10 protein-coding genes are annotated in these 16,174 nt (G+C 47.6%); 8 read left to right on the top strand and 2 right to left on the bottom strand.

Annotation, left to right across the window (positions count from 1 at the left end; translation table 11 throughout):
* Positions 1 to 133: 133 nt before the first annotated feature.
* The 7 genes from A3848_RS31790 to A3848_RS16115 all read left to right on the top strand — a co-directional run bounded on the left by A3848_RS31790 (position 134) and on the right by A3848_RS16115 (position 12,287).
* A complete protein-coding gene (locus A3848_RS31790) occupies positions 134 to 4,549 on the top strand; it encodes a fibronectin type III domain-containing protein (protein WP_178382016.1) in 4,416 nt (1,471 codons plus the stop codon).
* Between the two features lie 468 nt (positions 4,550 to 5,017).
* Complete coding sequence (locus A3848_RS32360) at positions 5,018 to 5,533, top strand: hypothetical protein (protein WP_074085953.1); 516 nt, start codon at positions 5,018 to 5,020, stop codon at positions 5,531 to 5,533.
* A 458-nt stretch (positions 5,534 to 5,991) separates the two neighbouring features.
* Positions 5,992 to 7,263: a Glu/Leu/Phe/Val family dehydrogenase gene (locus A3848_RS16135; protein ID WP_074085952.1), complete on the top strand. Its 1,272-nt coding sequence runs from the start codon at positions 5,992 to 5,994 to the stop codon at positions 7,261 to 7,263.
* A gap of 34 nt (positions 7,264 to 7,297) precedes the next feature.
* On the top strand, positions 7,298 to 8,275 hold the full coding sequence (locus A3848_RS16130; protein WP_074085951.1) for a diaminopimelate dehydrogenase: 978 nt from the start codon (positions 7,298 to 7,300) through the stop codon (positions 8,273 to 8,275).
* A 569-nt stretch (positions 8,276 to 8,844) separates the two neighbouring features.
* Complete coding sequence (locus A3848_RS16125) at positions 8,845 to 9,618, top strand: hypothetical protein (protein WP_143192413.1); 774 nt, start codon at positions 8,845 to 8,847, stop codon at positions 9,616 to 9,618.
* Positions 9,619 to 9,912: 294 nt separating this feature from the next.
* A complete protein-coding gene (locus tag A3848_RS16120) occupies positions 9,913 to 10,830 on the top strand; it encodes a helix-turn-helix domain-containing protein (RefSeq protein WP_074085949.1) in 918 nt (305 codons plus the stop codon).
* A 248-nt stretch (positions 10,831 to 11,078) separates the two neighbouring features.
* Positions 11,079 to 12,287: a TerD family protein gene (locus A3848_RS16115; RefSeq protein ID WP_074085948.1), complete on the top strand. Its 1,209-nt coding sequence runs from the start codon at positions 11,079 to 11,081 to the stop codon at positions 12,285 to 12,287.
* 111 nt (positions 12,288 to 12,398) lie between these two features.
* On the opposite strand, the gene A3848_RS16110 is transcribed toward A3848_RS16115, so the two are convergent.
* Positions 12,399 to 14,009, bottom strand: coding sequence for a sensor histidine kinase (locus A3848_RS16110; RefSeq protein ID WP_256702418.1), 1,611 nt, complete (start codon positions 14,007 to 14,009; stop codon positions 12,399 to 12,401).
* A 160-nt stretch (positions 14,010 to 14,169) separates the two neighbouring features.
* Positions 14,170 to 14,877: a response regulator transcription factor gene (locus A3848_RS16105; protein ID WP_074085946.1), complete on the bottom strand. Its 708-nt coding sequence runs from the start codon at positions 14,875 to 14,877 to the stop codon at positions 14,170 to 14,172.
* A 200-nt stretch (positions 14,878 to 15,077) separates the two neighbouring features.
* Here A3848_RS16105 and A3848_RS16100 point away from each other — a divergent pair, with 200 nt between their 5' ends.
* The gene (locus A3848_RS16100; RefSeq protein ID WP_083606806.1) at positions 15,078 to 16,088 is read left to right on the top strand and encodes a M23 family metallopeptidase; all 1,011 of its coding nucleotides are present in this window, start codon (positions 15,078 to 15,080) and stop codon (positions 16,086 to 16,088) included.
* Positions 16,089 to 16,174: the final 86 nt, after the last annotated feature.

Here is a 16,174-nt window from a genome sequence, read left to right as displayed (position 1 = left end):
GAAGAATTAATTATTCACTGTGGAGCGGAGGGGGATTCTTTATGTCTTCCTTATTTTGAGAGGATTTTGAGAGAAGGATCTTATAACATGCAGGGAGGGTATGTATGAGCCAAGGAAGAGGGGAGTAAAAGTAATGAATCAGAAGAGTACGTTTCATTTCACAGGAAAACAGTGGGTATCGGTCATTTTAATTTTTATGGTCTCTATCTCATTATTTGTTTTTCCTGTGCAAGCGGCAGATCAATGGAGTCAATATGCCAAGATCGGACAAGCAGGCAATAAATTTCTTGGAGCGTTTTCTAATCCGTACAGTGTAACGGTAGACAGCAGCGGGAATGTATACGTGGCCGATTTTGAAAACCATCGCATCCAGAAGCTGACGGCCGCGACAGGCGTGTGGAGCGAGTGGAAGAAGGATGGCGGCGGATCAGGCAGCGGTCTGGGGGAGTTTGCCAACCCTAGCGGCGTGGCGGTAGACAGCGGTGGAAATGTATATGTGGCGGACTATTATAACCACCGTATTCAGAAGCTCACGGCAGCTACAGGGGTATGGAGCGAGTGGAAGAAGAGCGGCGGCGGATCAGGCAGCGGCCTGGGAGAGTTTAGTTATCCCCGCGGCGTGGCAGTAGACGGCGACGGGAATGTGTACGTGGCGGATTCTAAAAATCACCGCATCCAGAAGCTGAATGTTGCCTCAGGTGTGTGGAGCGAGTGGAAGAAAAGCGGAGGCGGGACGGGCAGCGGCTTAGGTGAGTTTAATGAACCCTCTGGCGTGGCAGTAGACGGCGACGGGAATGTGTACGTGGCGGATTCTAAAAATCACCGCATCCAGAAGCTGACGGCAGCTACAGGGGGGTGGAGCGAGTGGAAAAAAAGCGGAGGCGGAACGGGCAGCGGCTTAGGCGAATTCAATCAACCCTCTGGCGTAGCGGTAGACGGCAGCGGCAATGTATTATATGTGGCGGATTCTAAAAATCACCGCATCCAGAAGCTGGATGTCTCCTCGGACGTGTGGAGCGAGTGGAAGAAAAGCGGCGGCGGATCAGGCAGCGGTCTGGAAGAATTTAATAATCCCAAGGGCGTGACGCTGGACAGTAGCGGGAATGTGTATGTGGCCGATTCCGGAAATCACCGCATCCAGAAGCTGACGGTAGCTGCGGGACTATGGAGCGAATATGGGTATCAGGGAGCAGTTGCTGGCACAGGTTTGGGCGAGTTTAGTTATCCAGCCGGTATGGCGGTGGACAACCAGAATAATCTGTATGTAGCCGATTTCGATAACCACCGCATTCAGAAGCTGGATGTCGACTCGGGCGTGTGGAGCGAGTGGAAGAAGAGCGGCGGCGGATCAGGCAGCGACCTGGGAGAGTTTGATTCTCCAACAGATGTTGCTGTAGATAGCAGAGGAAATATGTACGTTGCAGATCCGTATAACCACCGCATCCAGAAGCTGACGGCAGCTACAGGGGTGTGGAGCGAGTGGAAGAAGAGCGGAGGCGGAGCGGGCAGTGGCTTGGGCGAGTTCTGTTATCCCGGTGGCGTAGCGGTAGACAGCAACGGGAATGTGTACGTGGCCGATTCCAGTAACCACCGCATCCAGAAGCTGACGGCAGCTACAGGGGTGTGGAGCGAGTGGAAAAAGAGCGGCGGCGGATCAGGCAGCGGCTTAGGTGAGTTCAATGAACCGTCCGGTGTGGAGGTAGACGGCGACGGGAATGTATATGTGGCGGATATGGGAAATCATCGTATCCAGAAGCTAACGGTAGCTACAGGCGCGTGGAGCGAGTGGAAGAAGAGCGGCGGTGGAGCGGGCAGCGGCTTAGGCGAATTTAATGAACCATACAGCGTGGCGGTAGACGGCAGCGGCAATGTATATGTGGCCGATTCCAATAACGAGCGCATCCAGAAGCTGACGGCAGCTACAGGGTTATGGAGCGAGTGGAAGAAGAGCGGAGGCGGAGCGGGCAGCGGCCTGGGCGAGTTTAACAGTCCACTCGGCGTGGCGGTAGATAGCAACGGGATCGTATACGTATCCGAATTCAGCAACCACCGCGTTCAGAAATTGAAAATCGTGTCTGTCCCTTCGGACGCGCCGACTGCAGTAACGGCTGAGGTAGCGAATGGCGAATCGCAAGCCACCGTGAGGTTTACAGCCCCGGTTAGCAATGGAGGCAGCGACATAACCGGCTATACCGTGACCTCAAGCCCGGGGGGCTTGACGGCTAGCGGTACAGGCAGTCCAATCACGGTTACCGGTTTAACGTACGGAACGACGTATACCTTCACTGTCGTTGCAATAAATGGCGTAGGGAGCTCGGCCGCTTCGGCTCCTTCGAATAGCGTCACGCCGACAGCATCGACAGCGCCTGCTGCGGTACCTGACGCGCCGACTGCAGTAACGGCTGAGGTAGTGAATGGCGAATCGCAAGCCACTGTGAGGTTTACAGCCCCGGTTAGCAATGGAGGCAGCGACATAACCGGCTATACCGTGACCTCAAGCCCGGGGGGCTTGACGGCTAGCGGTACAAGCAGTCCAATCACGGTTACCGGTTTAACGTACGGGACAACGTACACCTTCACTGTCGTTGCAATAAACGGCGCAGGGACCTCGGCGGCTTCGGTGCCTTCGAATAGCGTCACACCGACAGCATCGACAGCGCCTGCTGCGGTACCTGACGCGCCGACTGCAGTAACGGCTGAGGTAGCGAATGGCGAATCGCAAGCCACTGTGAGGTTTACAGCCCCGGTTAGCAATGGAGGCAGCCACATAACCAGCTATACCGTGACCTCAAGCCCGGGGGGCTTGACGGCTAGTGGTACAGGCAGTCCAATCACGGTTACCGGTCTAAAGTACGGGACGACGTATACCTTCACCGTCGTTGCAATAAATGGTGCAGGGAGCTCGACCGCTTCGGCTCCTTCGAATAGCGTGACGCCGATTGCGCCTCCAACCGCGCCGGGCGCACCGACGGGCGTAACCGCCGTTGCGGGCAACCGTGAAGCGATTGTGACCTTCACCGAACCGGCCAGCAATGGAGGCAGTCCGATCACGGGTTACACCGTCGTGGCAAGTCCGGGCGGCATAGCGGCAACGGGTACGGGCAGTCCGATCAGAGTGACCGGCTTAACGAATGGCATAACCTATACGTTTACGGTAATTGCGACCAACAGTGGCGGCAGCAGCACCGCTTCCGCCGTTTCTAACGGCATAATACCCGAAGCTCCTCACGTTGACAGCGGTGGAGACACCTCGCCGCAAGGAAGTGCGCCGGCCCAGCCAACAGCCAAATCTGATGAAACGGCTGCTATCGTTCTTGTTAACGGCCAAACGGAGAGTGCAGGAACAGCAAAGGTAACAAGCGTAAATTCACAAACGGTAACAACCGTCACGATTGACGAGAAAAAGCTGGAAGATAAGCTCGCGAAGGAAGGCCAGCTTGCCGTAGTAACGGTTCCGGTGTACACCAAATCCGATGTCGTGATCGGAGAGCTCAACGGACAGCTAGTCAGGAAAATGGAAATGCGGCAAGCGATATTGGAAATAAAAACGGATCAAGCGACCTTCCGTTTACCAGCTGAGCAGATCGACATCCAAGCGATCTCGGAGCAGGTAGGCAAAGCGGCAGCACTGCAAGATATTAAGGTTCAGATTGAAATTGCTAAGCCCAGATCGCCGATTCCATGGGTTCCAAATGAAGCTGCAGAAGGAACGGTGGGAATTGTCGTTCCACCGCTTAATTTTACGGTAAGAGCTCTTTATAAGGACACCACCATTGAAGTCACTGAGTTCAAAGCTTATGTTGAACGTACAATGGTTATTCCGGAAGGTATCGATCCTGGTAAAATCACGACTGGAGTCGTCATTGAAGCGGATGGAACGCTGCGCCATGTGCCGACAAAAATCGTACTCCTGAACGGCAAGTATTATGCCAAGGTGAACAGCTTGACGAATAGCAGCTATTCTGTGATATGGCATCCGCTTGAGTTCAAGGATGTAGAACGGCACTGGGCTAAAAAAGCCATAAACGATATGGGATCACGCAAGGTCATCAATGGCGCTGCCAAAGGTCTCTTCAATCCTGACCAGGACATTACGCGTGCGGAGTTTGCGGCCATCCTGGTTCGCGGTTTAGGACTAAAACTAAAAGCAGGGGTACCGCCTTTCAGTGATGTTGATCGGAAGGATTGGTTCGCCGATGCGATTGGGACGGCATTCACGTACAACCTGATCAGCGGATTTGATGATGGCAGCTTCCACCCGAATGATAAGATGACACGCGAACAAGCGATGGTCATTCTGGCAAGAGCGATGATCATTACCCGGCTTGAGGTGATGGATCACCAGATGACAAAGCAATTTCCAGACTCTTTCACTGATGCGGAGACGATATCGACTTGGGCAAAGAGCGGGGTTTCCGACTGTTTGAAAGCCGGGCTTGTTTCGGGACGAAACAGTGGTGAGCTGGCTCCTAAAGCCTTCATAACAAGAGCGGAAGTCGCGGTTATTGTTCAAAGACTTCTGCAAAACTCTAATCTAATCGATAATTAAATAGTTGCCCTACTCGAAATATCCCTCGACCGATAGAATCCGGTTTGAGGGATATTTTTCATCCAGCCGTTATAGCGTGCAAGGAGAGCCTTATCATAAGTAACGGCAACATTTTGAGTTTTTCAGCAAAGATTTGACGATAGAAGAACCTTTGCAATAATCTACTAATTGCGTTAATAATCGAATATTATATTGGCAGATTAATAACGTAATGTCCAAAGTAAGGGGGAAGTACTATTGAATCAGTTTTTATGATAAGTTAATAATCCTCATGTATCGTTAAAAATTACAAGTGACGGCGAAAGATATTGTTGTGGGAATGGCTGCTAAGGTCTAAGCTCTTATGCGGCTTTTTCGTCCATTAGTACTTTACCCAATCATGGAAGCACGTGGTTCAACCTTCTATTCGAGGTTACAATCGGAATATATTGAGTAATCGTTGTGGGGATGACAGGAGGCTGGATACGCATGACCGTATTGCATATACAAAGTGAAGCCGGAAAAAGCGATGCTGCATCGTCATCAGTGGAACTGATGGCTGGACAGTGTGCGGTGGTGCAGTGTAATTATGAGCATGGCCGTCAGTTCATCCGTTCCGTTCTGGGCGAGCCGTCTGGGCTTGGGATTCAGGCGCTATACCGCGGTGAGCGTCTGCGGCTGAACCGTTCTGAAATCGTGCAGCGTGTTGGGTGCTGCTTTTGGGATGACGGATTATATGAACGAATGAAGGTTGCCGATTATTTGACCTTTTGGGGACGGCTATACACCACTCGGATGCCGGCCAGTGAACTGTTGACGCTGGTGGGGCTTGAAGGCCATAAAGAAATTATTCCTTCACCAAATCAGAAGTTCATTGCGGTCGTAACATGTTCTAATAAAAGTGAATTCGTTCAAATTATGAATGTTGAAGAGGGAAGAATAAGTCCAGAGCTAGTAGAATCAGCAAGAGTCAAATATGGTACACAAAAAGGACTAGATACATAGATTCGCACAGATCATGAGAATTATAGCTATGCTAATCATATTGTGTGGAAAGACAATGATACCCTAGAGTTTGAGGGTTCCCTTGCCTACCAGGATACTGAGATTATAGAAAATGTTAATGTAGCGTATCAGTTTAGTAAAAAACTAATAGAGGTAAAGGGACTTCATTCCGTATCGGAATGAGGCAATACCCATACGCTGTACCCATTCGAGGGGGACTTTTGCAGATTCACAGCAAAAGTCCCTTCCGTCGGTTCGGCAGGGCAGGTCTAGCCCGAATCCAATCTATAAGCAAAATTGTAAGCGATTAATTCGCATATTTTCGTATCTGATGAAAAAAATAACAATGATTTTCCGTAAAAATTCTTTTATAAAACTAACGTATGATGTAAGATGTATTCTAACCTTCTTTAATGCGGTGAACCGCAAAATCAGATGGAGAGAAAGGGCTGAAGCACATGAGCATTACAGAGAACGTGGCACTGGCGCAAGAGACCTTAAACCCCTTTGAAATTGTGCAAAAACAGATTGATGAAGCGGCTGCCTATTTGCAGCTTCCGCAGCATATTACCGATATTCTGAAAAAACCGAAACGTGTGCTGACCGTCAACTTTCCCGTCAAGATGGACGACGGCAGCGTGGTCGTCTTCGAAGGTTACCGTTCCCAGCACAACGATGCGATCGGTCCGGGAAAAGGGGGCATTCGTTTCCACCCTGACGTTACGCTGGACGAGGTCAAAGCATTGTCGATGTGGATGTCCTTCAAATGCGGCGTTGTGGGTCTGCCTTACGGCGGCGGCAAGGGCGGGGTTATCTGTGACCCGCACAAGCTGAGCAAAGGCGAGCTGGAACGCGTCAGCCGGGGCTATATGGAGGCTATCGCCGATTTCATCGGTCCCGATAAAGATATTCCAGCGCCGGATGTCTACACGACACCGGAGATTATGGGCTGGATGATGGATACATACAGCCGCCTGAAGGGCGTCAACACGCCGGGCGTCATCACAGGCAAACCGCTCATCCTCGGCGGCTCCAAAGGACGGAATGAAGCAACGGCACAAGGCTGCGTGTACACAGTGCTTGCTGCGCTCAAGGAGCTGGACGTATCTCCGGAAGGTGCAATAGTTGCGGTGCAGGGCTTCGGCAACGCCGGACGGATTGCGGCTAAACTGCTGGCCGAACAAGGCTGTAAGGTTGTTGCGGTCAGCGATTCGAGGGGCGGATTGTATCAGGCGGAGGGTCTTGACTTGCCGAGAGTCTTTGCGCTCAAAGACCATGCCAAGCTGGCTGACTACGGCGAGTCTTACGTGATTACTAACGAAGAGTTGCTGGAGCTGGATGTCGATATCCTTGTCCCGGCGGCACTGGAGAATGTGATTACCGGTGCTAATGCAGCCAACATCCGTGCCCGGATCATCGCCGAAGCGGCCAACGGCCCGACCACTCCGGAGGCGGACAAAATTTTGCAGGAAAAGGGCGTGCTAGTCATTCCCGATATTCTGGCAAATGCAGGCGGCGTCACCGTATCGTATTTCGAATGGGTGCAAAATCTGGCCAACTACTACTGGACGGAAGAAGAGGTGCTGGAGCGTCTGTCGCAGCGGATGTACGCTTCCTATGATGCGGTCCGTGCCTTATCCCGTGAGCACGGTACCAATCTGCGCACCGCTGCTTTTATGATCTCCATTAAACGGATTAGCGAAGCGATGAGTGCCCGAGGCTGGATCTGATCCAGCATATTATGAAATGGAGGACACAATAACCATGACCCAACCTATTTCCATCGGCATCGTCGGCTACGGCAATCTCGGACGTGGCGTCGAGGCGGCAATCCGGCAAAATCCTGATCTTCGGCTGGAAGCGATTTTTACGCGCCGCGATCCCCACACGTTAGAGACGGGCACACCGATGGTGTCCATTAACGATATTGAGGCTTATCGGGGAAAAATTGATGTGCTGATCCTATGCGGCGGCTCCGCAACCGATCTGCCGGAACAGGGCCCGGCTCTGGCGAAGCTGTTCCATACGGTTGACAGCTTCGACACCCATGCGCGAATTCCGGAGTATTATGTGGAAGTGGATGCCAGCTCCAAGGCGGCGGGGACTGTCAGCGTCATTTCTACCGGCTGGGACCCGGGACTGTTCTCACTGAACCGTCTGCTGGCAGAAGCCGTGCTGCCGGAAGGCAGCGAGTTCACCTTCTGGGGCAAAGGCGTAAGCCAGGGTCATTCCGACGCCATCCGCCGTGTTCCCGGAGTCAAGAACGGCATCCAGTACACTATTCCGCGTGAAGAAGCGGTGGTGCGCGTACGCAGTGGGGAGAACCCGGTGCTGGCTACCCGCGACAAGCATCTGCGCGAGTGTTATGTAGTGGCTGAGGAAGGTGCAGACCGCGAGGCGATTGCGGAGACGATCCGCAGCATGCCGAATTATTTTGCCGATTATGAGACTGTGGTTCATTTCGTGAGCGAAGAGACGCTGGCTGCCGAACATGGCGCAATGCCGCATGGCGGCCATGTTATCCGAAGCGGGCGGACCGGGGAGGGGAATACGCAGATCGTCGAGTTCAGTCTGAAGCTGGACAGCAATCCCGAATTTACCGCCAGCGTGCTCGTCGCCTATGCCCGCGCGGCCTACCGTCTGGCGCAAAAGGGGGAGTCCGGCGCGCACACCGTCTTCGATATCCCGTTCGGCCTGCTCTCGCCGAAATCGCCGGAGCAGCTCCGTAAGGAACTGCTGTAGCGTTAGTGGAGACCCTAGTGGAAGAAAGAAGTCCGTGCAGGAAAAATCGCAGAATCAGCAGGATGTGCATGAGCTAAAAAGAGGAAGCTTAAGCTAGGTGTAGCTTGAGCTTCTTCTTTTTTTGTTGCCGCAAAGTTTTATTATACAGAAAGTCTCCCTAGAGTTTACGAAGATTCAATGTTGGAGAAATTACCACTGTTTATTCAACTAAACCTCATGGAAGGTATTGTGGATGCATTCGAGGTTATGCAGCACAACAGCGAAGAGCTGGAGTGTGATGAGGAGTTGTCATATCGGTCAGCTTGGAAAAGTCGGACGGCTTCACTTTTAACCCTTTGCAGAGGTCGATAATCAAGACTATTGATTTTAAAATTCAGATACGTGGTTGTAATATTCGGAAAAAACTTTTAGTTTAACCTATATATCTTTAATAATATAGATTGTTGGAAAATCTATTAATAAATATAATAGTAGCAAATATAGTTAGCCAGGAAGGGAAGCTTATTATGATTCCATTAGACGACGTAGACAAATGCTACCCATTAATAAATGAGCGAGCACAACGTTTTTTGAGCGAGCAAGAACTGAAGCAATATCGCTCCCTCCCACAAAACGAGGTTGAACACCAGCTTAAACTGTTGCTGGAAAGTCCGATTGCCCACTTTACCGTTGTAAATGAAGTCTACTTCAGAGCGCGTTGGGCAGAGGTTTTTGAAGCGCTGCAGTTGGGAGATGACCTGACATTATTGGAGGTGGCTTCCGGCGATGCAGATATGGTTCCCCAGGTCATGGCACGAACCCATCCAAACAGTACGTACATAACGGCCAATATGAATAAAAGCCTCACCACCAGTTTGCTGCAGAAAACGCTGGGCCTTCCCCTGCATATGAAAGTCATAGAGGAAGATGCAGCTTATCTCGAAAAACATCTGCCTTCCGGGTCAGTGGATCTTATCGTTTTTCAGCATGCGGTCAATGATATCATCCAGGCGATTTTGTGCGGACAGGCTGGAATCGACACCATCCATACGGATTGGATGGAAACTTTGCCGGCCATGATCAAACTTCTTCAGCAGGAGGTTGCCTCAGGTACACTCGAAGTTCATGCCATGCAGCCTTTTATCACCTTGATCCACACTTTATTGAAATCTCTGCGGACAAATGGCATTATCGCTATGAATCATTATATGTTCCAATTGGACCTTGACTGGGGCTACCCGGTAGATTTGTTTGAGAATATCATCCCCCTGACCAGACGCTGGTTGAACGGGATTCAGGGCTGCGAAGAGATTTTTATTCCCGGTTTTGACCGGCAATGGTGGATCTTTTTGCAAAAAAGATAAGGATGCTCCACAATAGTAAGAACAGCCCCTGGAGATTTTTCCTGGGGCTATAATTTTGCTGTAAAAAAGGACCAAACGGTAAGGGGGCTTGGCTTTAGGTCACGAATATGATATATGTACCAAAAATTGCTTGAACCGGTTTTAAGCATACTGGCAGGATAGCACATTCAACAGAAGGATAAGCAGGATATATAATGGAATTATTATATTGCGATACTTAACAAAAAACGTTCAGTTCTTGCAAAGCGATGTCATGAAAATATTCCTATAATTTTATTAGAGAGGAGGTGCATAGTGGATAATCTTAATGCCTTTGAGAGTGTAGTGGAATACTTGGAGAATATTATACCGACTTCAGATGAGGTTGATTATAGCGTTATTTCTAAAATTGCTGGTTGCCCTGCCCCATTATTTCAGCGTATTTTCACATATATTTCAGGAATTTCAATTAATGAGTACTTAAGGCGGCGGCGATTAACCCTAGCGGGTCATGATTTAAGAAATAGCAGTGAAAAAATCATCGACATAGCTATAAAATATGGTTTCAATTCTCACGCTTCTTTTACAAGAGCTTTCAGGGAGCATCACAATGTTTCTCCCTCTAGTGTTAGGAAGGACAGAGAGAAACTTAGTGATCATCCACGCACCTCCTTTACAAACATTAGAATTGTAGGAGGTAAACGAATTATGGCAGAGCTAAAAAAAATCGAGTATGCACAATTTGGAAGTCGAAAAATTGTGGGCATGATGAAAATGACCTCATTTCAAAAAGCGGGAGAAGAATGCTGGGGTTCAGCAATCAAGGAAGGCGTTTTTGATAAAATACAACAAGAAGTTGGAAAGTGGATTTGCAAAGATATTGATGACTATTTTGGACTTGGGCATATGAGTAAATTTGAAGGGAAAGATAATTTTCAATATATCATTGGTAAATATGTAGAACTTGATGCACCTGTTCCAGAAAATATGTATGCAGCAGATATACCCGCTGGAACGGTTGCTAAGATATGGATTGAAGCCGACTACCTTAACGATATTATTGATAGTGCATACTTAATTTGTTCCGAAGCAATCGAGAAAACAGGATACAAAATTGACTTTGGAAATTTTTATTGGTGTGATGTCTATACATATGACCGATACTGCACACCGCTGGAAAAGGGACAGAAGATTATTCTTGATTATTTGTTGCCTGTTATCAAAGATGAATAGCTGAATACCGTTCAGCTGACGGAGACGACAGTCGAGGAAAATGAAAGAGGGCCATCCCACAATGGATGGCCTTTAAATTTTCCGTTACAGATAGTGCGGTGAACCGTACCACAAGAGGGACAATATGTTAATGCAAGTCTTAAGTATTACCTTCTTGTGGTAATATAAGTAAGTCAGAGTGTATTCTGAATTTCGGGAATTAAAGAGTCAACTTGAATACGGGCCATTAATGGATTGGAGTGGTTTAAGTGAATCAATTTCTTCAGATGGGAGCAAATACAACCTTAAGTGCCGCAAAAGGTAATATTACGATTAGTCACGAAATTTCTACTTTAATAGATATTTCACTAACAGCATTCCTTTTAACGGATTCCGACAAGGTACAAGGAGATAGCGGGGTTATCTTTTATAATCAACCAACAAGTTCCTCAGGTGTAGCTACTCTTTTACCATCCGAGAAAGTGGGCCATACAAAAGTTCATAAAATTAATTTCGACATGGGTAAAGTCCCTCAAGGTATCACAAAAATAGCTATAACTCTGACAGAGGATCACAGCACGGGATTTTCGAATGTAAAGAATTTAACAGCCGAGATATGTACCGAAAATACGATTATTCAGTTATCACCATCCAGTTTCACGCACGAAAATGGAATCGTAGTTTTGGAATTATATCTAAGAGATGGTCAGACGAAGGCAAAATCAATCTGGCGCGGATTTGATTCCGGGCTTGAAGGGTTATGTAAAAACTATGGTGTTGAGGTTGAAGCTGATGAGCCAGACAAGCATTCCGAACCTCAGACAATTCAAAATCATACCTCAAAAGAGCCTGATTCGAAGTTATCAATAAGCCTTGAAAAGGTAAAGGGTAAGATAAATCTCGATAAAGGGCAAAAACCGGTTATTATTGATAAAACACCAGAAATCACGGCTACTGTATCTTGGAAGACTGGGACGGATTATGATATATATGCTTTAGTCTACACAAAGGATGGAAAGCAGATTGATGTAGCTATGTTTGGTGCGGAGGGGACACCTCCTCTCAAAAGTTTTGGTAACGGGACTGTGGAACATATGGGCGATGTCGGGAGAAGCAGCAAAGCAATGAAGACAGAGGTTATAAAATTAAGATTAAAAGATGATATTCTTGCAGTTGTTCCTGTGGTTTATTCAGCTCAGTCCAATGGAACCGGTTCATTCTACAGATATAAGGTGTCCATGAGTATAGATAATCATAATGGAACGTCCGTTACGATATCCGCCAAGAATGCCAATAATAATGATAAGATTTATACCTGTGTACCCGGAATACTTCATAATACGCCAGACGGCGTTATTATAAGCCCATTGGAGCTTTACAGTAGACCGAATTCGGAGTTTAGGCCTATTCTCAGGATGGGACCTTCAAATAGGGTAGAAGTTATAATGGATCAAGGGCCCTTAAATGATTATAAATAGTTTGTCGTAGTCTGAGTAAGGAAATGAAAAAAGCTCAAGCAGACAAGTGGCTTGGGCTTTTTTCATTAGGTTATTGCTTCTAGTACTGCCTAGTTGAATAAAGAATGGATTTTATTCTCTTGTCGTGCTAAACACTAATGAAATTGTCGTACCGGTCCCCAATTGGCTCTCTATTTCAATCTGTCCCCGGTGTTGGATCACAAGCTGCTTGGAAATTGCCATACCGAGTCCAGTACCTTGGATTAATTCATCCGTATTGGTACCGCGATAGTAGCGCTCGAATAGCAGTTCCTTCGTTTTTTTATCTATGCCTACCCCGTTATCTTGTATCTGGATTACAAATTGCGAAACGTTATTCTTAACTATAGAAACGTTGATCCATGTACCTTCAGGATTGTGGAGGGCAGCATTTGCAAGCAGATTCTCCAGAGCGCGTCTGAAGTATCTGGCATCTATCGGATAGGTAATCGGTGCTTCCGAGGCCTTATAATGAATCGGAACATTGGCGAATTGAGGATGCTGTTTCCACTTTTGTATGGCTTGATCGATGAATTCATTCATGTCTGTCGGGATGAATTCAAACGCAAAGGCATCGTTTTTCAACCGGTAGGTTAAAGTTAAATCGTTGATCATTTCATCCATATAAGTGGATTTCTCACGCATAATGGCTGCAAATTCACGAATTTCTGCTTGTGACCATTCATACGTTCTCGATTCCATGAGATGTGCATACCCCATTATGGAAGACAGCGGTGTCTTCAAATCATGCGACACACCTGCAATCCAGTCTTCTCTTGTGATCTCCAGCTGCTTACGAATATGCTCGTTCTTCTGTAATGTCTCTGTTAAGTGAGCTAAGGATTCTATCAATTCGGCATGTACGCGGAATCTTTCTTTTAAATGTCCAGACTGCTTACGGCTAAGAGGCATCCCATTGGAGTTAGGACTGGTCGGTTCACGTAATTCGCCCTTGGCCAAAGAGTGAAGCCAATCAATCATATGCAGAATAGGTGTCCCAAACCGGTGACCGTACCAAAGAGCAAGAAGCAGGAAGAGAATAAGAATCATCACAAGCAAAGCAGCAGATCTCCAGAAGAATACAGTAATATCTTCCTTATACGTATCGCCATTGACCCATGAAGCCACCGTTGTAGACAGAGGAGCATGAATGACCCAGGTGCTGCCTGCCGCAGAATCATAAACCGTAAATGATTGCATGCCATAACGTTCCGGATATTGGTTACGCAGCATCAAATCCTGAAGGCTATAATGATCTGGCGCTTCGCCCCTTTGTCCGTAACCTCCTAGTACCTTCCCATTCCCATCGAGCAGCTCGATCCAGCCATGGATATCATTAAGCTGCTGCTTGAAGCTCTCGTTCACTTCAATCTTGCCCGCTCTCCATGTCACTTGCTGCAGCAAGTTTTTTTTGAGCATGGCAATATCATTCTTCACTCCGTATAAGAGGGTATAGGTTTGTCCATCCAGCTCTTGAATCCATGCATATAGTCCGTAAGGGAAATCCTTCTCCGCTTTCCAATAGCTCATCAGCTCACCAGGAGTGTAACGTTCTGGTACATCAGCTGGAGTATGGTAAGCGGCAATAGTCTCTCCAGCCTTATCTATAACCTGTAGCCAGCCCCCCTGCTCGCGTACCTCGGCAAGAAGTTTCGGATCAAATTGTATTTTACCGTCATGATGGGTAATAGAGTCTGTGAGCACAGGCAAACTGGGCTGAATGGAGTCCAGTTGTTGATCAAGCCGCTCCAGCTTTACAATGCTTAAAGTAAATGTACCTAAAAATAGAACAAATAGTAGGACGCCGATAAACAGCAATTGCCTAATATATTGAAGGATAAACCTTTTCTTGATGTTCATCGCATTAATTCTCAGATTCACGAACAAGTTTGTAACCTAGGCCACGTGCAGTAATCAAATATACTGGCTCACTGGGATTGGGTTCAATGCGCTCGCGGATACGATGGATATGAACCATGACTGTATTGTCATCACTAAGACTTTGCTCGCCCCAAACTTGCTCGTACAGTTGTTTTTTACTGAATACCCGGTTGGGGCTTTGGCAAAAAAACAAGAGGAGCTGAAAGACCTGAGCCGGACAATCGACGGTGACATCATTCACGCGAAGCTCTCCAGCATATTCGTCCACTTGAAATGTTCTGTAAGTGTATATCCGGTTCATAGTGGGAACATCGGCAGTTTTGAGATACCGGCGCAGCTGTGCCCGGACACGCGCAATCACTTCTAGCGGATTGAACGGCTTCGTAATGTAATCATCGCCCCCAACGGCAAAACCGGTCAATTTATCAAAATCGCCTATCCGAGCCGTTAAGAACAGGATAGGGGCATCCGTTGTTTGCCGAATCCATGGACAGATCTCGAAGCCGTTTTGCTTCGGCAGCATAACATCAAGCAGGATGAGGTCATACTTGGTGGTTTGGCAGGCTAGTAAGGCCTGTTCGCCTGTTGTGGCCGTATCGACGAGTGGAAATCCCTCTTTATTTAACACGGTTTTCAATAGTTTTAGAATGGACGATTCATCATCCACAATTAGAATCTTTGATTGATTCATCGCTTCCTTATCTCCCTATTACAAAACTTGGTATCCATTTAAATATATCATTCATTTTGTTTCAGCAGCACAATATAAATCTTAACGGAACCTTAACTTTTCAATCTCCTGATTAATACAATCATAAGGTTTCGTTTCGCAGGTGTTAAACTTCATCGCATACACTTATCCGTGAAACCCATATAAAGGAGAGAAAACGGATGAACAATATCATTAGCAAAAGAAATCTGATGCTGCTTAGCCTCGCTGGCATACTGACTGTGGGCTCACTCGCAGCCTCGGCGTCGGCTGAGTCCGCCAAGCCTGAGGTTGTATCAGCAAACTCTGTCTCGAAAGGAGCAGTAGCTGCTGCTTCTTTCCGGCCGGACGAACTTTTAAAACTGCTGCAGCAAGAGAAATATGAACGTATTTATGGACAACTCGGGGCCGAATTCAAGAAGCAATTCTCGTTAAAGGATTTCAAGAAACAAGTCAACCTCAACCACAAGAACGTCACATCCTATAAACTGGTTAGTCATTTTCTTATAAACAATACCAGTTACTATGCTTGGAAGGACCCCAAAGGAAAAAAAACGATACAAGCTCTGTTTGACAGAAACAACAAGATAGAGGGCCTGATATTTAATACGATGCAGCAGTATCCCGAGACGGATGCGAAGCGCACTCAAACGACTTTTGAACTTCCTTTTCAAGGGAAATGGTTTGTCTATTGGGGGGGCACGAACGAGCTCATTAATTATCATTACGGGGCTGAGCAGCAGCGGTATGCGTATGATCTCATCGTGGTGAACAATGGGTTCAGCTATAAAGGCGACGCCACCAAAAATGAAAGCTACTTTGCTTTCGGAAAACCTATTCTGGCTGCCGCAGCGGGCAAAGTTGTGAAAATCGTCAATGACATCCAAGACAATAAGCCTGTCGGTAAGGAGAATACGGAGCAGATTGCCGGGAACCATGTCATTATCGATCATGGCAATGGAGAGTTCAGCTACTACGCTCATCTGCAAAAGGGATCGGTCAGCGTCAAAACCGGCGACGTAGTCAAGGCCGGAGATACGCTGGGTAAGTGCGGTAACTCGGGTAATTCCAGCGAACCACATCTTCATTTCGAGGTTGCCAACAGCGCGGAACTGTACACTACGAAGTCACTGCGCGTTCACTGGAAGGACGCCGATGATTATGAGCAAGGTGCCTATATATTAGCGCCCTAACCGGACTTCAGTACCGAAGAGTAGAAGATGATTCAATAATTTCAAATGTTAAAGGACGGCAGAGATGCCGTTCTTTTGGTGCGCCC

The sequence above is a fragment of the Paenibacillus sp. P32E genome, assembly GCF_001909085.1.
Lineage (GTDB): Bacteria > Bacillota > Bacilli > Paenibacillales > Paenibacillaceae > Paenibacillus_AQ > Paenibacillus_AQ helianthi.
This window is presented reverse-complemented; position numbering and strand designations above follow the sequence as displayed.